This window comes from Kitasatospora sp. NPDC094019 (assembly GCF_044764505.1).
Taxonomy (GTDB): Bacteria; Actinomycetota; Actinomycetes; order Streptomycetales; family Streptomycetaceae; genus Kitasatospora.
Map to the genome: position 1 here is coordinate 162,406 of NZ_JBIWIF010000001.1, position 25,366 is coordinate 187,771.

Annotated in this window: 22 protein-coding genes and 2 CRISPR repeat arrays; of the genes, 13 read left to right on the forward strand and 9 right to left on the reverse strand. The window is 71.9% G+C overall.

Translation table 11 applies throughout. The annotated features are described in order from the left end of the window. The first annotated feature begins 219 nt into the window (after nt 1-219). Nucleotides 220-6,432, forward strand: coding sequence for a DNRLRE domain-containing protein (locus ACIQ9P_RS00785; RefSeq protein ID WP_402347521.1), 6,213 nt, complete (start codon nt 220-222; stop codon nt 6,430-6,432). A gap of 186 nt (nt 6,433-6,618) precedes the next feature. Here the strand turns inward: ACIQ9P_RS00785 and ACIQ9P_RS00790 are convergent, their stop codons facing one another. Then, nucleotides 6,619-7,722 (reverse strand): HoxN/HupN/NixA family nickel/cobalt transporter, encoded by a 1,104-nt coding sequence (locus tag ACIQ9P_RS00790; RefSeq protein ID WP_402347524.1) that lies wholly within the window; start codon nt 7,720-7,722, stop codon nt 6,619-6,621. 263 nt (nt 7,723-7,985) lie between these two features. Between ACIQ9P_RS00790 and ACIQ9P_RS00795 the strand changes: the two genes are divergently transcribed. The 4 genes from ACIQ9P_RS00795 (at nt 7,986) to ACIQ9P_RS00810 (ending at nt 11,846) form a co-directional block, all read left to right on the forward strand. Continuing rightward, nucleotides 7,986-8,927, forward strand: coding sequence for a hydrolase (locus ACIQ9P_RS00795; RefSeq protein WP_402347527.1), 942 nt, complete (start codon nt 7,986-7,988; stop codon nt 8,925-8,927). A 161-nt stretch (nt 8,928-9,088) separates the two neighbouring features. Further along, nucleotides 9,089-10,981, forward strand: coding sequence for a CocE/NonD family hydrolase (locus tag ACIQ9P_RS00800; RefSeq protein ID WP_402347530.1), 1,893 nt, complete (start codon nt 9,089-9,091; stop codon nt 10,979-10,981). 41 nt (nt 10,982-11,022) lie between these two features. Then, the gene (locus ACIQ9P_RS00805) at nt 11,023-11,496 is read left to right on the forward strand and encodes a hypothetical protein (protein ID WP_402347533.1); all 474 of its coding nucleotides are present in this window, start codon (nt 11,023-11,025) and stop codon (nt 11,494-11,496) included. Next, nucleotides 11,493-11,846: a hypothetical protein gene (locus tag ACIQ9P_RS00810; protein WP_402347536.1), complete on the forward strand. Its 354-nt coding sequence runs from the start codon at nt 11,493-11,495 to the stop codon at nt 11,844-11,846. The genes ACIQ9P_RS00805 and ACIQ9P_RS00810 overlap by 4 nt, the downstream gene beginning before the upstream one ends. A gap of 15 nt (nt 11,847-11,861) precedes the next feature. Here ACIQ9P_RS00810 and ACIQ9P_RS00815 read toward each other — a convergent pair whose 3' ends face one another. From ACIQ9P_RS00815 to ACIQ9P_RS00840, 6 genes are all read right to left on the reverse strand, one after another. Then, a complete protein-coding gene (locus ACIQ9P_RS00815; protein WP_402347538.1) occupies nt 11,862-12,839 on the reverse strand; it encodes a phosphotransferase in 978 nt (325 codons plus the stop codon). A gap of 62 nt (nt 12,840-12,901) precedes the next feature. Beyond that, entirely contained in the window at nt 12,902-14,287 is a 1,386-nt protein-coding gene (locus tag ACIQ9P_RS00820; protein WP_402347541.1) for a hypothetical protein, read from the reverse strand. After that, complete coding sequence (locus ACIQ9P_RS00825) at nt 14,277-14,849, reverse strand: SigE family RNA polymerase sigma factor (RefSeq protein WP_402347544.1); 573 nt, start codon at nt 14,847-14,849, stop codon at nt 14,277-14,279. The genes ACIQ9P_RS00820 and ACIQ9P_RS00825 overlap by 11 nt, the downstream gene beginning before the upstream one ends. 132 nt (nt 14,850-14,981) lie before the next feature. After that, nucleotides 14,982-15,122 carry a hypothetical protein gene (locus tag ACIQ9P_RS00830; RefSeq protein ID WP_402347546.1) on the reverse strand — a complete coding sequence of 47 codons (141 nt, stop codon included), beginning with the start codon at nt 15,120-15,122 and terminating at the stop codon, nt 14,982-14,984. Beyond that, nucleotides 15,119-15,352 (reverse strand): hypothetical protein, encoded by a 234-nt coding sequence (locus ACIQ9P_RS00835; RefSeq protein WP_375996319.1) that lies wholly within the window; start codon nt 15,350-15,352, stop codon nt 15,119-15,121. The genes ACIQ9P_RS00830 and ACIQ9P_RS00835 overlap by 4 nt, the downstream gene beginning before the upstream one ends. Continuing rightward, nucleotides 15,349-15,723, reverse strand: a complete 375-nt coding sequence (locus tag ACIQ9P_RS00840) for an ATP-binding protein (protein ID WP_266310629.1) — start codon at nt 15,721-15,723, stop codon at nt 15,349-15,351. The genes ACIQ9P_RS00835 and ACIQ9P_RS00840 overlap by 4 nt, the downstream gene beginning before the upstream one ends. A gap of 257 nt (nt 15,724-15,980) precedes the next feature. Between ACIQ9P_RS00840 and ACIQ9P_RS00845 the strand changes: the two genes are divergently transcribed. The 3 genes from ACIQ9P_RS00845 to ACIQ9P_RS00855 all read left to right on the forward strand — a co-directional run bounded on the left by ACIQ9P_RS00845 (nt 15,981) and on the right by ACIQ9P_RS00855 (nt 17,956). After that, nucleotides 15,981-16,829, forward strand: coding sequence for a helix-turn-helix transcriptional regulator (locus ACIQ9P_RS00845; RefSeq protein ID WP_030391243.1), 849 nt, complete (start codon nt 15,981-15,983; stop codon nt 16,827-16,829). Further along, on the forward strand, nt 16,826-17,056 hold the full coding sequence (locus tag ACIQ9P_RS00850; RefSeq protein ID WP_402347551.1) for a DUF397 domain-containing protein: 231 nt from the start codon (nt 16,826-16,828) through the stop codon (nt 17,054-17,056). The genes ACIQ9P_RS00845 and ACIQ9P_RS00850 overlap by 4 nt, the downstream gene beginning before the upstream one ends. A 72-nt stretch (nt 17,057-17,128) precedes the next feature. Continuing rightward, entirely contained in the window at nt 17,129-17,956 is an 828-nt protein-coding gene (locus ACIQ9P_RS00855) for a class I SAM-dependent methyltransferase (RefSeq protein WP_402347554.1), read from the forward strand. Nucleotides 17,957-18,171: 215 nt separating this feature from the next. Here ACIQ9P_RS00855 and ACIQ9P_RS00860 read toward each other — a convergent pair whose 3' ends face one another. Then, nucleotides 18,172-18,546, reverse strand: coding sequence for an RICIN domain-containing protein (locus ACIQ9P_RS00860; protein ID WP_402347557.1), 375 nt, complete (start codon nt 18,544-18,546; stop codon nt 18,172-18,174). A gap of 418 nt (nt 18,547-18,964) precedes the next feature. On the opposite strand from ACIQ9P_RS00860, the gene ACIQ9P_RS00865 reads away from it, so the two are divergent. Both ACIQ9P_RS00865 and ACIQ9P_RS00870 read left to right on the forward strand, forming a co-directional pair. After that, the gene (locus ACIQ9P_RS00865; protein WP_402347560.1) at nt 18,965-19,543 is read left to right on the forward strand and encodes a DinB family protein; all 579 of its coding nucleotides are present in this window, start codon (nt 18,965-18,967) and stop codon (nt 19,541-19,543) included. Nucleotides 19,544-19,744: 201 nt separating this feature from the next. After that, nucleotides 19,745-20,384: direct repeats of the CRISPR family, unit length 29 nt; unit sequence GGGACCATCCCCGCGTGCGCGGGGAGCAG. Nucleotides 20,385-20,752: 368 nt separating this feature from the next. Further along, nucleotides 20,753-21,145, forward strand: a complete 393-nt coding sequence (locus ACIQ9P_RS00870; RefSeq protein ID WP_402347563.1) for a hypothetical protein — start codon at nt 20,753-20,755, stop codon at nt 21,143-21,145. A 543-nt stretch (nt 21,146-21,688) separates the two neighbouring features. On the opposite strand, the gene ACIQ9P_RS00875 is transcribed toward ACIQ9P_RS00870, so the two are convergent. Then, nucleotides 21,689-22,297, reverse strand: a complete 609-nt coding sequence (locus tag ACIQ9P_RS00875; protein ID WP_402347566.1) for a hypothetical protein — start codon at nt 22,295-22,297, stop codon at nt 21,689-21,691. Between the two features lie 364 nt (nt 22,298-22,661). On the opposite strand from ACIQ9P_RS00875, the gene ACIQ9P_RS00880 reads away from it, so the two are divergent. From ACIQ9P_RS00880 to ACIQ9P_RS00890, 3 genes are all read left to right on the forward strand, one after another. Then, nucleotides 22,662-22,955, forward strand: coding sequence for a putative quinol monooxygenase (locus ACIQ9P_RS00880; RefSeq protein WP_402347568.1), 294 nt, complete (start codon nt 22,662-22,664; stop codon nt 22,953-22,955). Nucleotides 22,956-23,134: 179 nt separating this feature from the next. Continuing rightward, nucleotides 23,135-23,530: direct repeats of the CRISPR family, unit length 29 nt; unit sequence GGGACCATCCCCGCGTGCGCGGGGAGCAG. A 526-nt stretch (nt 23,531-24,056) separates the two neighbouring features. Beyond that, on the forward strand, nt 24,057-24,404 hold the full coding sequence (locus ACIQ9P_RS00885; RefSeq protein WP_402347571.1) for a DoxX family protein: 348 nt from the start codon (nt 24,057-24,059) through the stop codon (nt 24,402-24,404). 246 nt (nt 24,405-24,650) lie between these two features. Next, nucleotides 24,651-25,316, forward strand: a complete 666-nt coding sequence (locus ACIQ9P_RS00890; RefSeq protein WP_402347574.1) for a DUF4097 family beta strand repeat-containing protein — start codon at nt 24,651-24,653, stop codon at nt 25,314-25,316. Nucleotides 25,317-25,366 lie beyond the last annotated feature (50 nt).

A 25,366-nucleotide genomic window follows, 5' to 3' on the forward strand; every position in this document is an offset into this window, starting at 1 on the left:
GTCGCGCCCCAGCACGTCCCCGGCCACGTCCCCGGCCCCGACCCTGATTCCGGCGCAGGCCCCGGGGGGCGCCCCGCCCCCCCGGGCCCCCCCCCCCCCCCCCCCCCCCCCCCCCCCCGCCCCCCGGCCCCCCCCCCCCCCCCCCCCCCCCCACGGCCGTGCCCGAACGCGGACGCGTGTCGCCGTCGAACCCTCACACCGCAGATCGTCAGGAGCTCCATGTCACAGCCGACCGGCACACCACCCCGGCGCCGCGCCGGGACCACCGTGCCAGCCGCCCCCGCCGCACGCCGCCGCGACGGCGTCCTGCGCAACACCGCCGTCGCCCTCGCCGTCGTACTCTCCACCCAGGCCGCCGTCGTCGTCATGACGACCGGTCAGGCCGTCGCGGTCGCCCCCGAGGCCCCCGCGCCCGCGCCCGCGCCCGGCAAGGCCCTCGGCCCGGCCGAGGCCAAGGACATCGCCACCGCCCACCTCAAGGCCCGGCTGGAGAACCGCCGGATCGAGGTGACCGACGAACGCGGCGAGTCCACCACCACCTGGATCAACCCGGACGGCACCACCACCCTCGACCTCGCCTCCGGCCCCGTCCGCTTCAAGGACAAGGACGGCACCCTCCGGCCGATCGACGTGAACCTGGCCCAGCAGGCCGACGGTTCGGTCAAGGCCAAGGGCCACCCGCTCGGCCTCACCCTGGCCGGCGCCACCGCACCCGCCGCCGCGTCGAAGTTCAGGGCCGCCGGCGCCCCGGCCGGGGACCAGCAGGCCCCCGCCGTCCCCCTGGTCTCGCTGGACAACGGCAACGGCACCAGCATGTCGCTGTCCTGGCGCGGCACCCTCCCGGCCCCCGTGGTCGACGGCACCAGGGCCCGGTACCCGAACGCGCTCACCTCGACCGACCTGGTCGTCGAGTCCACCCGGACCGGCTTCGAGCAGTTCCTCGAACTCAAGGACCGCGGCGCGGTCGCCGCCAACGGCACCGTCACCATGACCCTGGACGCGGCCGGTCTGCGGGCCCGCCACAACGCCGACGACTCGGTCTCCTTCCTCGACCCGGCCACCGGCGAGGAGAAGGGCCAGCTGCCCGCCCCGGTGATGTGGGACGCCAAGGTCGACGAGCGCAGCGGCGACCACACCCGCACCGCACCGGTCGGTCTGAAGGTCACCCAGAACGGCAACGCCGTCGACCTCACCCTCACCCCGGACGCCGCCTTCCTCAACGACCCGGCGACCCAGTACCCGGTCACCGTCGACCCGGCGGTCAACATCGGCGTCGGCTTCGACACCTTCGTCCAGCAGGGCTACGCCACCGACGTCTCCTCGCAGACCGAGCTGAAGCTGGGCAACAACGGCTCCGGCCAGATCGCCCGCTCCTTCCTGCAGTTCCCGATGGCCAGGATCAGCGGGAAGCAGATCACCAGCGGCAAGCTCAACCTGTGGAACTTCCACAGCTGGTCCTGCACCGCCAAGGGCTGGGACGTCTGGGACACCGGCAGCGCCACCACCGCCACCCGGTGGACCGCGCAGCCCGGCTGGAACCGCAAGTGGGCCACCTCCACCTCGACCAAGGGCTACTCCAGCTCCTGCAACGACGGCTGGGTGAACCAGGACATCACCTCCCTGGTGCAGGCGTGGGCCGGCAACGGCAACGCCAACAACACCCTGGGCATCCGCGCCACCGACGAGAGCGACCCGTACGGCTGGAAGAAGTTCAACTCCGGCAACGCGTCCGCCAACACGCCCTACCTGTCGGTGACCTACAACACCCCGCCGGCCGTCTCCACCCTGCTCGCCCCGGCCAACGGCGCCCTCACCGGCGACGCCACCCCGACCCTGTCCGCCAAGGCGACCGACCCCGACGGCGGCAACGTCCTGCTGGACTTCGAGGTCTGGGCGGCCAACGGCACCGCCGCGCTGCAGTCCGGCCACACCTCCTACGCGGCCTCCGGCTCCACCTTCACCTGGACCCCGGGCACCGCGCTGCCCGCCGGCGGCTACAAGTGGCGCTCCCGTTCCTGGGACGGCACCGCCAACAGCGCCTGGTCCGCGTTCCGCACCTTCACCGTGGACACCACCGCGCCCGGCGTCGCCACGATCGCCTCCGGGGACTTCCCGGCCGGCCAGTGGGCCGGCACCCCGGACGCCAACGGCGACTACAGCGGCACCTTCACCCTCACCCCACCGACCGGTGACGTGAAGGACGTCCAGTACAAGCTGGACGGCGGCGCCTGGGTCACCGCGGCCACCACCGGCACCCCGGTCGCCGCGAAGCTCGCCTTCAAGGCGGGCGCCCACACCGTCACCGCGCACAGCCGGGACGCCGCGGGCAACGTCTCCGCCGACCGGACGTACACCTTCTACGCCGGCAAGGGCTCCGCCCTGGTCGCCCCCGCCGCGGGCGAGCGCCCGGCCCGGCGCACCTCGCTGCAGGCCGAGGGCAACAGCACCTACACCGGTGTGCGCTACCAGTACCGCCGCGGCGAGACGGACGCCTGGAAGGACGTCCCGACCGCCAACGTCACCACCACCGGCGGCCAGCCGGTGACCGCCTGGCCGTTCGCCGCGCCCGGCGGCAAGCCGGCCGCGCTGACCTGGAACATCACCGACACCCTGACCGAGAACGGCCCGGTCGACGTCCGCGCGGTCTTCACCGACGGCACCGCCACCGACGCCACCGAGCCCAACACCGTCACCGTGGACCGCAACGCGGGCACCGCCCCCGAGACCGGGGTCGGCCCGGGCGAGGTCAACACCCTCACCGGTGACCTCACCCTCTCCGAGACCGACGCCGAGGTCTTCGGCCTGCACGCCGAGCGCTCCTTCTCCTCCCGCCGGCCCGCCAACGGCGCGGCCCAGGAGGGCCAGGCGGCCATCTTCGGCCCCCAGTGGAGCTCCGGCACCACCGCCGGGATCACCGACACCGACTACTCCTACGTCCGGCAGACCTCGGCGACCTCGCTCTCGGTGGTCTCCGCCGACGGCTCCGAGACCGGCTTCACCGCCACCGGCGCGGGCGGCTGGAAGCCCGAACCCGGCGCCGAGAGCCTCACCCTGACCGGCGGCCTCACCGGCTCCTTCACCCTGAAGGACACCGAGGGCACCACCGTCACCTTCGCCAAGGTCGACCCGGCCGCCACCACCTGGCAGGCCACCGGCTCCTCGCTGCCCAGCGACAACTCCACCACCTCCGTGGTCGCGGAGAAGGTCGTCTCCGGCGGAAGGACCCTGGCCCGCCCGAAGTACGTGGTCGCGCCCACCTCGGCGACCGCCTCCGTCAACTGCGCCGCCGTGCCGTCCACCGTCGGCTGCCGGGTGCTGGAGTACGTCTACGCCGACACCACCACCGCCACCGCGTCCGCCCTCGGCGACGTGGCCGGCCAGGTGAAGCAGATCCGGCTCTGGTCCACCGCCCCGGGCGCCTCCGCCGCCACCCCGGTCGCCCTCTCGCAGTACGCGTACGACGAGCAGGGCCGGCTGCGCGAGGTGTCGGACCCGCGCACCTCGCCGGCGCCGAGGACCGCGTACGGCTACGACGCGGCCGGCCGGGTCACCTCGGTGACCGAGCCCGGCGAACTGCCGTGGACCCTGGAGTACGGCAGGGCCGGCAACGCCGCCACCGCCGGCGAGGGCATGCTGCTCGCCGCCTCCCGGCCCACCCTCAAGCAGGGCAGCAAGGACGTCACCGACGGCACCGCGACCACCTCGGTGGTCTACGACGTCCCGCTGAGCGGCGCCAACGCGCCGTACCCGCTGGCGCCGTCCGACGTCGCGGCCTGGGGCCAGACCGACGCCCCGACCGACGCCACCGCCGTCCTGCCGCCCGACGCCGTCCCGCCCACCCACGACGGCAAGGCGCTCGGCACCGCCGGCTACAACCGCGCCTCGGTGACGTACACCAACGCCTCCGGCCGCGAGGTCAACACCGCCACCCCCGGCGGCGGCATCACCACCACCGAGTACAACGCCTTCGGCAGCCAGGTGCGGACCCTCTCCGCGGAGAACCGCGTCCTCGCCCTGGCCACCACCGGTGACGGCCTGAACAAGCTGCGCGCCCTGGGCATCGCCGGCCGCTCCACCGCCGACCGCGCCCAGGTGCTCTCCTCCACCTCGGTCCACTCCCCCGACGGCAGGCGGCTGGTCGAGCAGTACGACCCGCTGCAACTGGTCACCCTGGAACACGACCTGGCCGCCTCCGGCGCCTCCCCGGCGCTCACCGCCGGTGCCGAGGTCGCCGCCCGCGCCCACACCGTCAGCGGCTACGACGAGGGCCGCCCGGCCACCGCCGCGGTCAGCGACCAGGCCACCTCGGTCACGGTCGGGGCCCGGATCGACGGCTACGCCGCCGACGCCGACACCCGGAAGACCGCGACCGGCTACGACTGGGCCCAGGGCCTGCCCACCCAGGCCGTCCAGGACCCGGCCGGCCTGAGGATCACCACCACCACCGGCTACGACACCAACGGCCGGGTGACCTCGCAGAGCCGCCCGAACTCCACCGGTACCGACGCGGCCACCACCGTCACCTCGTACTACGGCCCGAACGGCACCGGCGCCTGCGCCGGCCACCCGGAGTGGGCCGACCTGGTCTGCTCGATCGCCCCGGCCGCGCAGATCACCGGCGGCGGCGCCAACCCGGCCCAGCTGCCGACGAAGACCTTCCAGTACGACCGCTGGGGCAACGTCTCGGTGCTCACCGAGACCGCCAACGGCGTCACCCGCACCACCACCCGCGACTACGACCCGGCCGGCCGGCCGGTGAAGGTCTCGGTCACCGGCGGCACCGGCACCGCCGTCGCCGACACCCTGCTCGGCTACGACCCGGCCACCGGCGAGCTCGCCACCATCGCCAACGGCAGCGCCACCATCACCCAGGGCTACGACCGCCTCGGCCGCCAGGTCTCCTACGACGACGGCGCCGGCAACGTCACCACCACCGAGTACGACAAGCTCGACCGGCCGGTGAAGAAGTCCGACTCGGTGCCGTCCAGCACCGTCTACGCCTACGACACCGCCAAGGACCCGCGCGGCCTGCCCACCACGCTGACCGACTCGGTCGCGGGCACCTTCACCGCCACCTACGACGTCGAGGGGCGGCTGGTCACCCAGAGCATGCCCGGCGGCAACACCCTGACCAACAGCTACGACAGCCGGGGCCTCCAGACCGGCAGGACCTACACCAACCAGGCGGGCACCGTCCTGCTGGCCGACAACGCGGACCACACCGTCCACGGGCAGCAGGCCGGCCGCACCCAGTCCGACGGCAACAGCACCACCGGCGGCTACACCTACGACGCCACCGGCCGCCTGACCAGGGCCGCCGACAGCACCGGCCTGGCCTGCGCGACCCGGACCTACACGTTCGACCGGAGCAGCAACCGGACCGACCGCACCACCGTCACCGACGACTGCGACCCGGCCACCCAGGACGCCGTCACCAAGTCCGAGACCCACGGCTACGACACCGCCGACCGCCTCACCGACGCCGGCTACGCGTACGACGCCTACGGCCGCACCACCGCCCTGCCGAAGGGCACCCGGCTCGGCTACTACGCCAACGACCTGGTGCGCACCGAGACCCTCGGCGACACCCGGAAGACCTGGGACCTCGACGCCTCCGGCCGCCTCGCGGTGGGCACCACCGAGAGCCGGGGCACCGACGGCACCTGGGCCGTCACCGGCCGGGACACCAAGCACTTCGACGGCGGCACCGACAGCCCGTCCTGGTCCGAGGACGCGGCCGGCAAGCTCACCCGCAACGTCCTGGACCTGACCGGCCGGCTCACCGCCGCCACCGGCACCGACGGCGGCGCGGTCCTGCTGCTGACCAACCTGCACGGCGACGTCTCGGTGCAGATGTCCCCCGACGGCACCCAGGACCTCGCCGTCTACCACTACGACGAGTACGGCAACGTCGTCGACGCCACCGGCTCGACCGAGTACGGCTGGCTCGGCGGGGCGCAGCGCGAGGGCGACAGCCTCTCCGGCCTCACCCTGATGGGCGTCCGGCTGTACGACCCGGCCACCGGCCGGTTCCTGCAGACCGACCCGGTCCTGGAGGGCTCGCCGAACGCCTACGGCTACCCGGTCGACCCGATCACCATGGACGACCTGACCGGCATGTCCTGGCGCAAGAAGTGGGTCGCCTACTTCAGCCGCGCCGAGGGCAACACCATCGGCGTTCTGCTCTACGTCTCCGGCCGGATCAGCCAGGGCATCTCGAAGATCCTGCGGAAGCTCCCGCACTGGGCCGCCCGGGCCGCCGGCTACGTGCTGTGGGCGCTGGCCTACCTGATGAAGAAGGTCGGCAAGCAGTTCATCAAGGCCGCCAACAAGCGGGGCAGCCACGGGGTGCGGTTCACCTTCGGGATCTGGCGCTCCAGCCACTGGTGGGTGCCGGACCGTCCGATCTACCGGGTGGACCCGCGGTACTGATCCGCGCGGGCCGGCAGCAGTTCCGGTTCCGATGGAACCGCTGACCGGTGCTCGGCCGTTGTTCCAGTGGAAGACAGGTAAGGCCGGGCCCCGGAGGTTCTCCCCCGGGGCCCGGCCGCTTCCCGTTCGCGTTCCCGTGCGCGTTCGCGTCACCGCGCTCCGGGCGCCGCCGCTCGCCCGGGTCGGCTACTCGCCCTTCTCGGCGGCCGCGGCGGCGAGCCCGGCGGACCACTTCTCCTCGACGTTGCCGAGCTTCCAGTAGGCGATCGCCGCCGCCCAGGTCAGCACGAACAGGCCGACGATGGCGTAGCCGACGAAGTTGAGGTCCAGCTCGCCGATCCAGGCGACCGGGCCGCTGGTGACGTCCAGCTTCTCGCCGAGCAGCCCGATCAGCTCGATCGAGCCGATGACCAGCGCCACCAGCACCGAGAGCCCGGTGACGGTGAGGTTGTAGTAGATCTTCCGGACCGGCTTGGAGAACGCCCACTCGTAGGCGAAGTTCATGAACGAGCCGTCGATGGTGTCCAGCAGGCTCATCCCGGCGGCGAACAGGACCGGCAGCACCAGCAGCGCGTACCAGGGCAGCTGGAACGCCGCCGCGCCGCCGGCCAGCACCAGCAGCGACACCTCGGTGGCGGTGTCGAAGCCGAGGCCGAACAGCAGCCCGACCGGGTACATGTGCCAGGGCTTGGTGACGGCCCTGGTCACCCGGCCGAGGATGCGGTTCATGAAGCCGCGCTTCTCCAGCTGCGCCTCCAGCTCGGCCTCGTCGTACTCGCCCTCGCGCATCCGCCGGAAGACCTTGAGGATGCCGTTGAACGCGCCCAGGTTGATCAGGCCGAGCGCCAGCAGGAAGGTGCCGGAGACGGTGACGCCGATCAGGCCGGTCGTCTCGTGCAGGGTGGAGCCGTCCTCCTCGACCTGGCCGGCCAGCGAGCGGATGCCGAGGGCGAGCAGGGCGCAGAGGCCGAACACGATGGACGAGTGGCCGAGCGAGAACCAGAAGCCGACCGACAGCGGACGCTTGCCCTGGCCCATCAGCTTGCGGGTGGTGTTGTCGATGGCGGCGATGTGGTCGGCGTCGAAGGCGTGCCGCATGCCGAGCGTGTACGCGGTGAGCCCCATGCCGGCGCCGAAGACCTGGCCGCCGACGGTGTAGTGCTCGGGCGCGATGACCGCGAGCAGGGTGAACCAGCCGATCACGTGCAGCGCGAGGATGAAACCACCCATTCCTGCCAGGCGGATCCACTCCTCACGGGTGAGCCGGTCGCGCCAGCGGGGGCCGGTCATCGGGGGTCCTTTCGTGGGGCCGTAACGGCTCCGGGGCGCCGGAGCTGGGCCATCCTTCCTTCTGCTCGTAATTAGTTGCAAGTCATGCGCAGTTACGACCTGGTCACCGGATGGCGCACGGACCGGGCGCCCACGGAGTTGTCCGCAGCCAGAAATGGTCATGAACCGTACAAGCGGCTGTAACCCGACCCGCCCGGCGGACGCCGTTCTACGCGCGGATACTCGGTCGTCCCGCACCCCAACCCCCTCTGGAGGGACGGCACATGATGCTCCGTCGAAGCACGCTCGCACTGGCCGCGTCCGCCCTGCTCGCCACCGGCCCGCTCGCGCTCACGACCCCCGCCCCGGCGGCGGCCGCCGCCGCCGCGACCACGGCGCTCCCCCACCGCGTCCTGTTCGACAACAGCAAGGGCGAGACCGCGGGCAACGCGGACTGGATCATCTCCACCGCCCAGCCCGACCCGCGCACCCAGAACGCGAACCCCACCACCGAGAAGAGCTGGACCGGCGCCCTCTCCGCCTGGGGCGTCGCCCTCCAGAAGACCGGCCAGTACAGCCTGAAGACCCTCCCGGCCGGCTCCACCATCGGCTACGGCACCGGCGCCGCGCTCGACCTCGCCAACTTCGACACCTTCGTGATCCCCGAGCCGAACATCCGCTTCTCCGCGGCGGAGAAGTCCGCGATCATCCGCTTCGTCCAGAACGGCGGCGGGCTGTTCCTCATCTCCGACCACGACCGGAGCGACCGCAACAACGACGGCTGGGACTCCCCGGCGATCATCAACGACCTGTTCACCAACAACGGCGTGAACAACAACGACCCCTTCGGCTTCTCGGTCGACGTCAAGAACATCTCCACCGACAACCCGCGCGCCGTCAACGACGCCGCCGACCCGGTGCTGCACGGCCCCTTCGGCACCGTCACCGGCTCGATCCTGCGCTCCGGCACCACCTTCACCCTCAAGCCGGCCGACAACCCCGAGGTCAAGGGCATCGTCTACCGCACCGGCTCGTCCGGGAACACCGGCGCCTTCTTCGTCACCAGCGGCTACGGCACCGGCCGGGTCGCCGCCTGGGGCGACAGCTCCCCCGCCGACGACGGCACCGGGCAGTCCGGCAACAACCTGTTCAACGGCTGGGACGACCCGGCCGGCACCAACGCCGCGCTCGCCCTCAACGCCACCGCCTGGCTGAGCAAGGGCTGACCGGCCCCGGTCGCGCCCGGCGCCCTCGGCCCGGCCGTCGGGCGTCCGGGCGTCCGGGCGTCCGGGCGCGACCGCTCCCGTCGGGCGGGCGTCCGCTTCCTCCCCTAGTGTCGGAATGATCCGCACCGATCCGCACCGACCGGGACCCGATGGGAGCGGCCATGCCCTCGTACCCGCACCGCACCACCCGCGAGGACCTGCGCGTCCCCCTCCCCGACGGCACCGAGCTGTACGCCCGCCTCTGGCGCCCCGCGACCGACGCCCCGGTCCCCGTCGTCCTGGAGTACTCCACCGGCCGCCTCACCGACTGGACCGCCACCGAGGACGCCCGCCGCCACCCCTGGTTCGCCGGCCACGGCCACGCCGCCGTCCGGGTCGACGCCCGGGGCCACGGCAACTCCGGCGGCCTGCCGCCCACCGCCGCCGCCTCCGGCCTCCTCGTCGAGGACGGCGTCGAACTGGTCCGGTGGCTCGCCGGCCGGCCCTGGTGCGACGGACGGATCGGCCTGCTCGGCACCGGCGCGGCGGGCGCCCTCGCCCTGCGGATCGCCGCCCGCGCGCCGGACGCCGTGCGCGCCGTCGTCACCGCCTGCCCCGACGGCCCCCACCGCCTCGGCGGCGCCGTCCTCGCCGCCGACGGCCACACCCGCGCCACCGCCGAGCTCGCCGACGCCGCCCGCCCACCGGACCCGCTGTACGTCGGCGACGACTGGCGGGCCCTGTGGCTGGCCCGGCTCGACGCCCTCGAACCGCCGCTCGCCGACCGGCTCGCCGCCCCGGCCGCCCCCGCACCGGCCGCGGCCGTCCCCACCCTCGCCGTCGCCGGCTGGTCCGACCCCTCGGCGGCGGCGGCGCTCGCGCTCGCCGAAGCATCCACCGCCGCCGTCCCCGTCCGCGCCGTCCTCGGCCCCTGGCCGCACGGGCTCCCCGACGAACTCCTCCCCGAGGCCCTGCGCTGGTACGACCACTGGCTGCGCGACATCGACACCGGCGCCCCCGCCACCCCCGCCCTGCGCAGCTGGCTCGGCACCCGCTGGTCCGCCGACGACCCCTGGCCGTCCCCCGGCGTCCGCGCGGTCGACTACGGCCTCGACGGCCCGCTGCGCGCCGCCGGCACCGCCTCCGAGGACCGCTGGGTACGCGTCCGCTCGCCCCAGCACACCGGCCTCGACGCCGGCGCCTACGTCCCGCACGGCCGCCCCGCCGACCGGCCGCCGGACCAGCGCGAGGAGGACGGGCGCTCGGTCTGCTTCGACTCCCGGCCACTGCCCGAACCGCTGGAACTCCACGGCGCCCCGGCCCTGACCCTGCGCACCGACCCGGTGGGCACCGGTGCCCTGGTGGTCGCCCGACTCTGCGCGGTCGCCCCGGACGGCACCTCGACCCTGCTCACCCGGGGCGTCCTCACCCTCCCGCCCGAACCGGCCGAACCGGCCGACGCCACCGACTCCGACCCGGTGCTCACGCTCGCCCCGGTCGGCGCCACCGTCCCGCCCGGACACCGGCTGCGGCTCGCCCTCTCCTCCACCTACTGGCCCTGGCTGTGGCCCGGCGCCGACCCCGACGGCTTCGCCGTCGACCCCTCCCGCTCCGCCCTCGCCCTCCCGGTCCGCGACCCGGCCGCCCGCACCGACGCGGCCCCGTTCCGCTCCCCCACCCTCCCCCTGCCGCCCCCGCTGCACCTCACCGAACCGCTCACCGCCCGCCCCGAACGGGTCACCGTCCACGACATCGGCCGCCGCGAGTGGCGCACCGAACTCTCCCCCGCCACCGACGGCACCCGCACCCACCCCGACGGCCTGGTCCGCGCCGAGCACACCGTCACCGCCTACCGCGTCCTCACCGCCACCCCCCTCAGCGCCCAGGCCCGCACCGACCGCACCCTCCGCCTCGAACGCCCCGCCCTCGGCTGGGACATCACCGTCCACACCCGCACCGAACTCCGCTGCGACGCCACCCACCTGCTCGCTCACACCCAGCTCCGGGCGGAAGAGGCCGGCAACGTGGTCTTCACGAAGGAGTGGCACCAGCGGATCCGGCGCGACGGCAGCTGATTCGACCCCGCCGGGCAGACATCCAAGCTACTGTGGATGTCATGACTGCGGCCTACGAGGAGATCCCGTTCAGCGAGCTGCTCCACCGGCCCGCTGCCACCACCAGCAGACTCGACGCTGTCCGCGCGCTCCGGCTCCGCCGCCGCGACGCCGGCGACCTCGCGCTGATGCGGGTCGACCAGCTGGAACAGGACAGCACCGTCATCGACTTCACCTCCCGCCTGCTGGGCGGACTGGTCCGGACCGGCAATACCGCCGCGCTCCGGGCCGCCCTGCCCGACGCCCTGCCCTGGGTGACATTCCTCCCCTCGGAGGACGTGGACCTGCTCATCGGCGAGCTGGTGGACGTGGCCCGCGGCGCGGTGTCGCTGGACAACCTCGCCCCGATCGCCATGCTGCTCACACAGTGGCGCCACACCGCCGAGGTCCACGCCGACCCCACCCTGTACGCCGCCCTGACCCAGGAGCCCGAGGGCGACCTCGGCCCCGCGCCACTCCCCGGGGAATCCGGGTGAGCCCCAAGCGCGGCGATCGCGCCGCACCCCCTCCGGCCGGGGACGAGTACGATCTCCGGTTCGCCGACTCCGCTGCTGCCGACGGATGGGAGCACCTGGCCCGCCACGCACCGACCGGCCTCCGCCGCGCCTACGACCGCATCCGCGCCGCTCCCCGGGCCATCGACAACCCGGCCCGGCAGCACCGGTTGAAGGGCGGGCTCGCAACCGGCATGTTCAAGGACCGCCAACTGGAGCGCCGGCAGTACGAGGTCACCGGTGGTGGACGCATCCGGTACCTGGTCGACGCCGAGAACAGCATCGCCTGGATCGTCCACGCCGGCCCGGGTCACCCCAAGGAAACAGCCTGACGCCGGCCGGTTCACTCACTCCACCAGGGCCAGCGCCGCCGCCAGGTTGTACTCGGCGATCGCCCGCATCGCGGCCCGGTGCGGGAAGCCGCCTTCGAGCAGGCGCAGCGGGCCGGCGACCAGGGACAGGCGGATCGCCAGTCCGTAGAGGTCCAGCCGGGGGCCGTCGAGGTTGTCGGTGCCGCCGAGGCTCGGGTAGTGCTCCCCGAAGCGGATCCGCAGGAAGACGTGCTCCCACTCCGCGTCGAAGTGCATCAGCCCCTCGATGTCGATCAGCACCGGTTCGCCGGCGGCGTCCACCAGGACGTGGTCCGGGCCGAGTTCGCCGTGCACGAGCCCGTAGCCGCCGTCGCGGGGGGCGACGGCGGCCGCCCGGATGTGCAGGCCCTCCTCCAGGCGTCCCCGGGCGGTCGCGATCCGCTCCTCCCGACCGGCCGCCTCCGCCAGGTCCGCGACCGCCCGCTCCAGCACCAGCCGATCGGGCGAACTCCCCTTCGAAACGCCGCCGTTGTCCAGCAGTGCGAGCCTCCCCCAGGCGGGTGCGCGGTGCCCGTCCAGCGCCCGCAGGGTGGCCGCGAGCCGCTCCAGCACCGGCGCCGCGGCCTGCGGGTCCCGCTCCAGCAGCGCCTCCAGGCTCTCCCCGCCCGGCCCGGTCACGTCCTCGACCACCGCGACGTCCGCCGGGAACCGGCTGCGGCTCCCGTCCATCAGGTACGGGTGCGGCATCCGCACCCCCAGCGCGACCAGCCGCCGGTGCGCCGCCTCGAACAGCGCGAGCCCGGAGGCGTGCGCCAACGGGTCGGCGTCGTCCGCCGGTTGCTCCGCACCCGGCCAGTGGTTCTCGGCCGCGCTCCACACATACACGACCGCCGTCCCGCCGTCGTCGAACCGCAGCCGGTGGACGCCCTTCTTGCTGCCCCCGCGCAACCGCTCGACCCCGGCCAACCGTCGCCCTCGCCCGAATGCCGCCCGCGCCACCTCGGTCAGTTCCACCGCTCGCCCCCCGCTGTCCTGTCGCTCCCCCGTGCGGAGCGACAGGACAGCTTAGGGGAGAGTCACTTCCGCCAGTCGGGCGCCAGGACCATCGCCTTCAGCTGCTCGACGGACAACGCGGGCTCACCCGGCCGGTAGGTCCGGTCGTCCTCGCCGTTCCCCTCGCTGATCACGACGTTCCGCCCGTCCGGGTAGTACACCCGCGCCACCCAGTGGAGCACCGGATCGACGGCGCCCTTGCCGTTGCCGAAGCGGTTCATCACGACGAACGTGCCGTCGGGCAGCGTCTGCCTGACCTCCAGCGGCGTCGGCGTGCCCTCCTCGGCGGTCTTCTTGGTCAGGATCCCGCCCTGCCCGGCGGGCTCGACGCGGACGGACACCCGGCTGGTGCGTCCCTCGTACCCGACCGTCACCGCGCCGCCCGCCTCGTCCCGTCCCACCTCCTGCGCGCCCGCCGGCAGCACGCGCGCGAGCACGGCGGCCAGCTCGGGGAGCGATTCCCCGGGCGCGGGCGTGGGGATGTAGGGCGAGGGCGTGAGGGGGGACACGGGAGCGGTGGGCACGGGAGCGGTGGGCACGGGAGCGGTGGGCACGGGCGCCGGGGACGTGGAGGCGGGCGTGGGCGGTGAGGATGCAGGCGCCGACTCGGCCGTTCCCTCCCGCTTCGGCCCGCCGTCCTTCGGCGCGTTCGGGTTCGGCCTGATCTCCGCGACGACCTTCCCCCACACGGGCGCGGTCGCCATGGCGGCCAGCTGCCGCTCGTCCAGCGCCGGGAACTCCCTGGTCGGGTTCGTCTGCTCCCCGTTGTACTCGACAATCGTGATCACCGTGCCGTCCGGTGTCGCGTAGACGCCCCGCCATATCCGCGTGTCGGAGGAGGCACCGTCCCGGGACTTGTCGACCATCAGCACCGATCCGTCCGAACGGACGGTGCGGTCGCAGTACTCCTTCGGCCCCATCGAAGGGTCGACGCAGACCACGGCCTGCTCGGGCGGCTGCGTACCGCGTTCGACGAAGTAGGCGACCGTGGTCGCACCCGCGCCGTCGTCATAGCTGAGCACACCGAGTGTCCGGTTCGGGCCCCTGGACGGGTGGTCACTGCCGGGCGCCTCCGCGGTGATCTTCTTCACCGAGCCCGGCGGCAGCAGACCGGTGACCAGCCGCACCACCTCGTCCTCGGTCATCGGGCGCACCGGCCCGCCGGCCGGGCCGAAGACGTCCTGACCCGGCTCACCGGTCAACACGCCGACGCTGCCGGCCACCACCATGGCCGCCACCAGACCGGCGGCCAGTACAGCCCGCCGCCGGTTCCGCCGCCGCCGTCCGACCCGCTCGGCCCCGGCGGCCAGCCCGAACAGCCCGTCGGCGGGGGCCGACATGGCCGCCCCGCGCAACATCCCGGCGAACTCGTCCTCGAAGCTGCTCTCGCGATCGCTCTCAACCGACATGGCGCAGCACCGCCTTCCCCATCGACCCCGCGGACTCCGCCGACTCGGCGGCCCCCAACTTGTCCCGCATCCGGGCCAGCGCCCGGCTGCTGCGGGAACGGACGGCCGTACTGCTCAGCCGCATCGCCGTCGCCGTCTCCTCCACGCTGCGGTCCTCCCAGAAGCGGAGCACCAGCACCGCCCGGTCCTGCGGCGGCAGTTCGCCGAGCGCCCGGAGGAGGGTGAGCCGCAGGGCGGGATCGGGGTCCGCGACCGCGACGTCCGGCAGGACGTCGGTGACGCGTTCGGTACTGCTGCGCCGACGCCGGTGCGAGAGGAAGGTGTTGACGAGGACGGTCTGCGCGTAGCCGCTGGGATTGTCCAGGCGCGAGATCCGACGCCACTTCACGAAGACGCGGCCGAGCGCCTCCTGCACGAGGTCCTCGGCCAGATGCGCGTCACCACCGGTGAGGAGGAACGCCGTCCGCAGTAACTGGCGCCCCCGTGACGCCACGAAGGCCGGAAAGTCGGGCGGCGCTCCCGGCTCGACGGCCGGTGCCTCCGCCCCCTGTATTTGCTCCATGCCCTACTAACGCGATCACGCGGTGGTCCTGTGGCACCGGACTTTCCGGTGGCCGATCCTCGCACGTGCACCGTGACCCCCGAGGCCGTCCGGGAGCCACTCCCGGACGACCTCTGTCACGAGTGCGCCGGTTCAGTCCGACGACCTGTCGCCCTCCTCCTCCGGCTGTCCGGGCATTCGCCGGACGAGGACGACGCCGAGGACGACGGTCGCCAGGGCGAGGAGGGCGAGGAAGGAGAGCGCGACCCCGACGAGCAGCCGGGTCGCGGTCACGGCCGGCCCTTCAGCAGGGCGAGGAGGTTGAGGAGGGTGGCGGTCGGGGCGTTGCCGAACCGGACCAGCACCCGGCCGTCGACCACGCCCTCGGTGGTGGCGGAGGGCCAGACGATGCCCAGGGCCTTTCCGCGCTCGTGGAGTTCGAGCAGGAGCGCTTCCACCTCGGCCTCGGAGTACGTACGGACGCGCGGGTCGTGGGGCTCGATCGGCCCGTCGGCGGCGCTCACGCGGCGGCGTCCAGCTCGAACCAGACGGACTTGCCGGACCTGCGCGGGTCCGCCCCGAAGCGGTCCGTGAGCGAGCGGACGAGGTGCAGGCCGCGCCCGGAGAGCGCGTACGACCCGGCCGGCTCCGCCGTTCTCTGCTCGGGCAGCTTCGGACAGCCGTCCGCGACCGACACCCGAAGCACCCCCTCCAGGAGCACGACGACGACCAGCGGAGCCGGCGAGCCGCCGTGCTTCCAGGCATTGACGAAGAGTTCACACAACGCCAACTCGGCGTCGTCCGCGGTGCCACCGGGCCACCCGGCGCGCACGAGCACCTCGCGCAACTCCTCGCGGGCGACGGACCAGTCGGGGGGCAGGGGGAGCGTGGACATACGGAGACCTCCGTAGGGGGCGAATGAGTCTCTGACGGCGAACCCCGGCAGCACATTGCGCAATCGGTGCCTACGCAGAGCATCCGGTTCGCTACGCTCAGCATGGGGCCCATGCGGCATGAAGCGCAACTCATTCGCCACAACTCGCATCTATGCATATCGAACCTGAATTCGGCTGCCTAGACTGCCTGTTGCCGGTAGCGCGGATGCCCAGGACGCGGGCAGACTGGTCAACTGACAGCTCAGGAGGGGTCCATATGGCGGTCTCGACCGTTCGTCGACGGAGGCTTGGCGGCGAACTGCGGAAGCTACGGGAGCAGCGCAAGCTCACAGCGGAAGTGGTCGCCGAGGCCACCGGGATGAGTCAGCCCAAACTGACCCGGATCGAGACCGCCCACACCGCAGCCAAGATCGAGGACGTCAACAAACTCCTCGACTTCTACGGCTGCGACGACCAGGACTTCCGCGCCGGTCTCATCGCCATCACCAAGGACGGCAGTAAGCGCGGCTGGTGGCTGAGTTACCGCGATGTCATCAACGCCACCGCGAACGACTTGATCCTCCTGGAGACCGACGCATCGACCTACAAGACCTACGAACCGGCCTTCATCCCGGGTCTTTTCCAAACGCCGGAGTACGCCCGCATCGTCATTGAGCGGCTGCGTGTTCGGTCCGGCGGCACTGTCGACGACCTGGTTCAGGTTCGGATGGCCCGCCAACACATCCTGACCCGCCCGAATCCGGTTCAGGTGTGGGCGGTCATCCATGAAGCCGCGCTCTGCGCGAATGCCAACCGCCCGGACATCATGGCGCCGCAGCTCGACCGCCTCTTGACTCTGAGTCGGCTTGCGAACGTCAATATCCAGGTCATGCCTACAGGTGCGGCTATTCACCCAGGGATGAGCGGGGCGATGGCACTCATGGGCTTCCCTCAGCGCCAGGACCTCGATGTGGTGCTCGTCGAAGGTCTGATGAGCAGCCTCTGGGTCGAGGAACCTGCCGATGTGGAGTTGTATCGGGGCAAGTTCCAGGCGATCACGGCAGAGGCCCTGCCCGTCGACTCGTCGCTCGACTTCATCACCGCACAGAGAGACAAAATCAAGTGACCCATCCCTCCCCCGACGCTTCCACCACCGGGCCGATCTTCAGGAAGTCGAGCTACAGCGGCGGCGATGACAACTGCGTCGAGGTCGCCGCACTGCTGAGCCTCCCTGCCGCCTTCTTCCGTGATTCCAAGGACCGCTCGGGACCTTCGCTCTCCTTCACGGCCGAGGCCCACACCTCCTTCATCACCGCAGTCGCGAACGGCGAGTTCGACTTCGACCTTCTCTGAAGGTCCCCCCACCTCCCTCCGGCCCGCGCACCGCAACCGGTGCGCGGGCCGCCCCTGCTCCGAAGGGACCTCATGTCCTCCTCCCCCAACCCCCTCGACATGACCCGCCGCCAGGTCTTCGGCAGCGTCGCCGAGACATACGACGCCGTCCGCCCCGGCTACCCCGAGGTCCTCGTCTCCACCGTCCTGGACTACGCCGCCCTCGGCGACCGCCCCGCCCTCGAAGTCGGAGCCGGCACGGGCAAGGCCACCGTCCCGTTCGCCGCCGCCCTCACCAGCCCGCTCACCTGCGTCGAACCCGACCCCCGCATGGCCGAGGTCCTGCGCCGCAACACCGCGGCCCACCCCAACGTCCGCATCGAGGTGCGCAACTTCGAGGACAGGCAGCCCGGCGACACCCGCTTCGGGCTGCTCTTCGCCGCGACCTCCTGGCACTGGATCGACCCGGCCCACCGCTGGGACCTCGCCCACGACGTCCTCGCCCCGGGCGGAACGGTCGCCCTCTTCTGGAACCCCCTGGGCATCAGCGACCCGGACCTCCACGCCGCCCTCGCCGAGGTCGACCGGCGCCACGGGCTCACCCACACACCCCACGCCGTTCTCGCCTCCGCCTTCGGCGACACCCCGGGCCACTGGCCCGACATGCTCGGCCACTGGCCGGCCGTCGACTGCGCGAAGGACGCCCGCTTCACCGACCTCCGCTCACTGCGCTTCCGCGAGGAGGCCCACTACGAGACGGCGGACTACCTCGCCTACCTCTCCTCCCTCTCGATGTACGCCGCCCTCCCCACCGACCACCGCACCCAGGCCCTCACCGACACCGCCGCCGTCCTCGACACCAACGGCAACGGCGCCCACGTCGAACGCATCCACGACCTCTTCCTCACCCGCCGCGCCTGACCCCCGCACCGGCCCGGGCCGCTCGTGCGCGGGGAGCGGGCTGTGGCTCCGACCGATGGATGGGCCCGCTCAGCAGGCAGTGGCCTGCGGCACTGCACGACAGCGGCAGCGAGTGATCCGTCCGTGCGTCGCGGCCCGCGCCGAGCGCACGGCACCGCTGCTCACGGGCTTGCGGACGGGGTGCCCGTTCGGCACTGGTCCGGCCGTGCAGGAAGTCAGGCGCTCTGCCACACCCAGAGCTGGGACTTGCCGCCCGAACACTCGACGAGTTTCACGGCGTGCCTGGCGGTCGCCCCCTCGCCCAGACAGGTGCCGGTCACGTGGTTGATCAGCGTGAACCCGGCCGCCGTGGGGCCGAAGAGCCACAGGGCCGCCGGGTCGTTGGACAGGCACGGCTTCATCGTGGCCTCACCACTACGGGCGACCAGGCACAGCCGGCCGGCCGCGTTCTGCCGCATGGCGGAGAGCTCGAACGCGGCGCTGTTCACCAGCCAGGTCTTATAGCCGCCGCCGTTGCAGTCGGTCGCATAGGGCCCGTAGTCGGCCCGGTAGTCCAGACAGCGGCCCGTGGCCACGTTCTTGAAGTGCACGTACTCCGAGGCCGCGTTTGCCGACGTCGTACCCAAGCCGGACGCGAGCACAGCGGCCGCGCCCACTGTGAGAACTCTCTTCATCGACCTCGCCCGGTGCTACCACTGGCACTGAACAGTAAAGCGCCTACGCCGGGCGCGAGTTGGGCCAACGACGCATTCGGGAGCCACCGGGCCGACCCACGGTAGGGCCGCCGACAGGCGACGGTGACGGAAGAGTCCTGCGTGGCCTGTCCACCCCCCACCATCGAAGTAGCCGGCTCGCCTCGGCGGGAGGACGTCTTCGAAGGCGGCGACAAGTGGCGTGCTGAGTCACAGCCACGTCGGCCAGCGGGCAGATGCGCTGTCCGGCGGCGCCGAGGTGTGCGTCCGTACGTCACCTTGGGGCTTCGATCAGACCATGGCAGGCTCATACTGCATGATCGATGGATTCGCGAAGACCGACCTGCACGGGCGACTGCGGCGAGACCGCGAGGCGCTGCTCTGGAAGCTCGACGGCTTGTCCGAGTACGACGCCCGCCTACCGCTGACCGCGACCAACCTCCTCGGCCTGGTCAAACACCTGGCCACTGTCGAGGCCAGGTACTTCGGCGAGGTCTTCGACCGGCCGTCCCCGGAACCGCTGCCCCGGTGGCAGGACTCCGACGGCAGCGATCAGTGGGCGACCGAGGACGAGACCCGCGCTCGGATCATCGGGTTCTACCAGCGCACGTGGGAACACTCGGACGCGACGATCGACGAGCTTCCCCTCGACGCCCCAGGCCAAGCGCCCTGGTGGCCGGGGGCCGACCCCAACACGAACCTGTTCGCCATCATGGTCCACGTTCTCAGCGAGTCCGTCCGGCATGCCGGGCACGCCGACATCCTCCGCGAGGGCCTCGACGGCCGGACCGGGCTGCGCGCCGAACACGAGCAGCAGATCGACGAGGAAGCCCGCGCGACCCACCGCGCAAGGATCGAGCGAGTCGCGAGGGCGGCCGCGTCAATCAAGGCTTAGCCGTCCGCGGGGTGCCAGGGGACCGCCCGGTGCGACGACGCGTCGCGCCATGACCACCCTTGCCGACCGGGCGCCTCGCGAAGCACCCCCTGCAATGGCTCGCAAACTATAGGTCGAAGCCCAAGGTCGCAGACGGCGGACTCGCAATCCATCCATTGAGGTCACACAGGTTGGCAAGTCGAAGTCGGGCAGACAACCGAACGGACCATCCCCACGTACACGGGGAGCAGGGCAGTCCGTTCCAGCAGTTGCTGGGCCCAGCGGGACCATCCCCGCGTGCGCGGGGAGCAGAGGCCGCCTAGCTCGGCCTGACGTGCTGTCGGGGGGCCATCCCCGCGTGCGCGGGGAGCAGTGATCGCCTGCACAAAGGCTGGTGCGGGGTTCGGGGACCATCCCCGCGTGCGCGGGGAGCAGGACGCACAGCGAGGCACACCAGGCGGAAGCGCGGGACCATCCCCGCGTGCGCGGGGAGCAGCAACCACCTCGTGACCTCCACGACCCCGGTGAGGGACCATCCCCGCGTGCGCGGGGAGCAGATCGTCACCGTGTAGGCGTCGTTGGCGGCCTTGGGACCATCCCCGCGTGCGCGGGGAGCAGCCGGGGCTGCCGCCGCCGATCGGGGTGGTGACGGGACCATCCCCGCGTGCGCGGGGAGCAGACCCCGCCCAGCTGGGACGCCACCGTGCCGGGGGGACCATCCCCGCGTGCGCGGGGAGCAGTCTCGATCCTCCGCACCGCCGACGGCACCGTGGGGACCATCCCCGCGTGCGCGGGGAGCAGCGCTACAGCCAAGCACTTTCCCTCGCCCGCACGGGACCATCCCCGCGTGCGCGGGGAGCAGAGTTCGTGACCTGCGCCTTCAGGCGGCGAGGGAGCCGAATTTCGCAACTTCTTGAGATTCGGACATCTGGTACATCTCAACCACCGCCAGCATCGACGAGGAATCGTCAGGATCGACCGAAGCCTACGCCGCACCGGCCTCCTTACACAGCCCAGCACCTTGACGGCCAGGTCGCTGGTACCGCACCTCCCACGCGGGCCCCTCCCTCACACAGCGAACCTTCACGCGGCCGCCCGGTCCACCGCTCTCACGCCGCAGGCTCGTCCAAACCGGCTTCGGCCGGCAACCGGTTGGATCCGAGTTCCAGCGCTTGCGGCAGCTGAACTCGTTCAGGGCCGCGACAACCCTCGCCATGGCAGTCTCTGGGCATGCCTGAACCGAGGGAACCTGCCAACCGTCCCGTCCGGCAGCTGGGCTTCTGGAGGACGCCCTCGAACCGGACGCTGCCGAACCCCTCCGATCTCATCGATCCCGATTGGGAGGAGTCGGAACGGCATTGGGTCGCGGACTACCTGGTACACGGCCAAGTCGCTGCCTCCTGGATGGGGGTATCGACGTGCAGGTTGTGCTCGCAGTCCAACGGCTCCCGTGACCTCACCGACGGCTACTACCTCTGGCCGGAAGGGCTGGCCCACTATGTCCTCGACCACAGCGTGAGGCTGCCTGCCGAGTTCGGCGTTCACATCCAACAGAGGCTTGAAACCCTGGAAGAGCTTGAGCGGGACCTCTCCTGGTGGTGCCAGAACTCCGCCAGGACGTGACCTCAGGCAGCCCGGTCACGTGTGGGCGCGGTTCCCGACGAGCAGGGGTTCGTCCCCGCACGCGGGGAGCAGGTTGTCCAGCGGCGCGCCCTCAAGGTTCCCGCATTGCCTCCACCCCGCCACTCCGAAGGCCGCCCCTACGAGAAACCGGTGCCCGTCGAGGCTCGCATCGCTCCGGCCTCCCCCTGCCCAGGCACCGAACTGCGCAGGAAGTCGGAACCTCCGACTTCCTGCGCAGTTCACCCACAGCCTGCCGCTCTGCCGGAACGGGCCAGCACCCACGCGGACCGCAGGTTCAACGCCGTCAACGCCCACCGTCCGACACACCACGACACCGATGACCGTGTCAGTTGCCCTCGGGAATCAGTGGTCGACAAAGCGGGCCCTGCCTACTCGGCAGGGCCGTTTCACCCTGCGCAGGAAGTCGGCGCATCCGACTTCCTGCGCAGGAGCACTCATGGCCACAACCCCACCGCAGTCGGCTCGGCGCCCAGGGCCGCCGAGCCGATGGACGCCACGGGCCGGGCCGGAAGCAGCCGAACCTCAGCCGTACGGACTCCAGTTGCCGAATCGGGCGAGGAGGTGCCGGGTGTCGTCCTCGTTCAGGCCGAGTGCGGCGGCGGCCTCTTCGGGGCTCGCCTTCGCCCGCGCGTCGTGGGCCGGCCAGTACCCGGTGCGGACAGCGGCCACCTCAAGCAGTCGGGCGGCTCTCACCGCCGCCAGCGGCGACCGCTGTGCCAGCTTCTCGATCTTCTCCGCGACGAGGCGCACCAGGTCGGTGATCTCCTCCGGGACGGCAATGGCCGACTTCTCCACGGTGATGGTGTGTCCGTCCCACCATTCCGTCTCGCACTCCTCCGCGAGATCTCGGGCGGCCACTCGGAGTTCCTGCTCCCCGATCTGCTCCCAGTCGAGCGGGTGCTCGGTTCCGGTCCAGCCGCACGAGCACTCCGCGCGCAGGGCGTGCGCCTTGGGGGTGAGGCCGAAGAAGCCGTCGTAGACGCTCCACTGCGAGGTGCTCTGTCCTTCCCCTCCGGACGACATGGGAAAGAACGCAGGTCCGGGGACCGTCCCGTCAGCCAGCAGCACGCCGACGGATCCCTCGTGCGAGGAACCGAACTCGTCGGTGGTCCACGTTTCCCGTTCAGCCATCGACGGCCCTCCATCGTCGGCCCGCTCGGCACGGCCGTTCGCCGTGCCTCGTGGGCAACGATCCCGCAGCGGGTACCCATTTACCGGCAGAACGCCGAAAGTCCCCTCTTCCCGAGCCCGGGAGACAGGAGGCGGTGACCACCGAGGCGGCACAGGTCCCGGGCGGGCGGTGGCGCAGCGGCACCGTCCGCGCCGCCGTTCACGGCTGCGCGCCCGGCTGGTCGTCAGCTGGTCGGCCGGGGAGGAACGATGTCCGGACCGTAGTGTCTGCTGGGGCGAACGGGACGGCCGAACATGGTCGCGTCCGGCACCCGCAGACCTGGACTTTCGTTTCCCGGAAGCAAGCATCGAACGGAGCGCACCCATGCCCAAGGTCACCGCTATCGCCCTCCTCAAGGCCGCCCCGGCCGCCGAGGACATGGTCCGCGAGCAGGCCCTTTCCCTGGTCGCACCGTCGCGGGCCGAGCCGGGCAACATCAGCTACCAGGCATACGTCCACCCCGAAGACCCCAGCGCATGGCTGGTGTTCGAGGAGTGGGAGGACCGCGCCGCATTCGACGCACACCTGTCGAGTCCTCACCTGACCGAGGCTCTCGCCGCCGTCCCGGGCATCCTGGTCGGCCCGCCTGCCGAGCATGTGTTCACCGCTGCGGAGTAGGCGGCGCTGCGGCTGCCGGCTGACCCCCTTGTCGGTTCCGGGTCCGAGAACACTCCTGCCGGACCGTGCACCAAGGTCACCGCCGCCACCGGGGACCCTTCGTCGAGCTTGATCATGGGCCTGACCTTCGCGGCTCGATCCTGTCGATCCGCGAAGGTTCGAGCCGCTGTTCGGGCTGGGGAGCCATCCCAGCGTGCGCGGGGAGCAGGCCGTCGCGGGTGGCCAGCTTCACCGTGCGCCGGGGACCATCCCCGCGTGCGCGGGGAGCAGTACAAGGTCCTGTACTGGGTGCTGCCGCTGGCGGGACCATCCCCGCGTGCGCGGGGAGCAGTCATCGTTGCGGAGCCGCATCGCGCCCTGCATGGGACCATCCCCGCGTGCGCGGGGAGCAGGGTGTAGATGGTGCCCACCGCCGCCGCCCTTCGGGACCATCCCCGCGTGCGCGGGGAGCAGGATGAACCGCGAGACGGTGTCGAGGACGACCAGGGACCATCCCCGCGTGCGCGGGGAGCAGAGAGACTTGATCCGGTCGTAGGGCACGTCGTTGGGACCATCCCCGCGTGCGTGGGGAGCAGGTTCGTGACCTGGGCGTTCAGGCGGCGGGGATGCCGAATTTTGCAACTTCTTGAGGTTCGGACATATGGCATATTTCCACCACCTCCAGCACCAGGCCGGACGACTGTCGCACGGTGGCCTCCTGCCGCAAGTCCAAATCCCACGCCCTCCGCACGGGGCTGCTCCCAACCCGACAACAACCCTCGGGCCCATCGGCCTCTCCTCAGATGGTCACCGTAGCCCGTAAGTGGCTCTGCCTGCCCACCTGTTGTGACATCGACCTGGCACGGCCTACGCGTGCGGCCCTTCAGCGGAGTCCGCAGGCCACCGTCACCCGGTCCGCAGCGTCGCGCGGTCGGTCGGCGACCGCGCTCTCGGCCCGGACCACCGATACCTCCGAGGGTCGGCAAAGAATTCTTCGGCCGTGCTGTCACATCCGGTGCGGGCCGCGGGTCAGTGGAGTGTTCGAGCAAGTGCGGCAGGGGCGCGGCGGAGTTGGTCCGCCCGACCCCTCCACTCCCTCCCAAGAAATCAGGGGCATCCGTCATGTCTGTCGCCTACGTCGTCCTCGCCGTTGTCAGCGCTCTCTGGGTCGGCTTCTCGGGCGTCTCGCTCGCCCGTCGGGCGGAGTTCGTGACCCAGCCGCTGGTGGAGTACGGGGTGCCGCGCTCGTGGTGGGGCCCGCTGGCGCTGGCGAAGCTCGCGGGTGCGGCCGGTCTGCTGGTCGGGCTTGCGGTTCCGGCGCTCGGCGTCGCCGCGGCGGTCGGTCTGATCCTGTACTTCCTCGGCGCCGTGATCACCTGCCTGAGGGCCCGCTCGTACAAGACCGTGGCCTTCCCGCTCCTCTACCTCGTCCCCGCCGCGGTCACCCTCGGCCTGGGTCTGGCCGCCTGACCCGGAGTGGGGCGCCGGCCCGATGCCGAAGCGCCCCTCCGGGCCACCCAGCGGAGCATTCACCCACAGTCCATTGCAACCAAGCGCCAGCAGTCGTTGCGTTAGATTCACGGCCAATGCAACAATCCAACAGCTTTGACCTGCCCATATGACGAACAAGAGCAATGAATCCGTTGCACAGATTCGTAAAGCAACGTAGCTTTTGCAATGTCAGAAACAAGCAGGCGCAAGCACAGGAGAAGCACGATGCTGAAGTTCGACACCCCTGCCCCGGTCACCGCCGCCGTCGACGTCCCCGCCGCCTCGGTGCGCTTCATCGCCGCCGACCGCGCCGACACCACCGTCGAGATCCTCCCCGCCGACGCCACGAAGAACCGTGACGTGAAGGCCGCCGAACAGGTCCGGGTCAGCTGCGCCGACGGCGTCCTGCGCATCTCCGCCGAACCCGCGAGGACCCGGATCCTGGGCAACTCCGGACAGGTGGAGGTGACCGTGCAACTGCCGGCCGGTTCCCGGGTCCAGGTCACCGCCGCCCTCGCCGAACTGCGCGGCGTCGGCCCCCTGGGTGAGGTCACCTTCGAAGGCGCCCACGGCACCGTCAAGCTCGACGAGGCCGCCGGCGCCCACCTCACCGTCCAGTCCGGCGACATCCACCTCGGCCGCCTCACCGGCCCCGCCCGGATCAGCACCCAGAAGGGCGACCTCACCGTCACCGAAGCGACCGGCGGCGCGGTCGACCTGCGCACCGAACACGGCGACATCACGGTCGGCGCCGCCCGCGGCACCTCCGCCACCCTGAACGCCGCCACCGCCTGGGGCCGTATCCACAACGCCCTCACCAACACCGGCGCCGCCGGCCTGGCCGTCACCGCGACCACCTCCTACGGCAACATCGCCGCCCGCAGCCTCTGAACGCCCGGCCGCACCGCAGTCGAGGGTGTGGGAGCAGGCTCAGCAGTCAG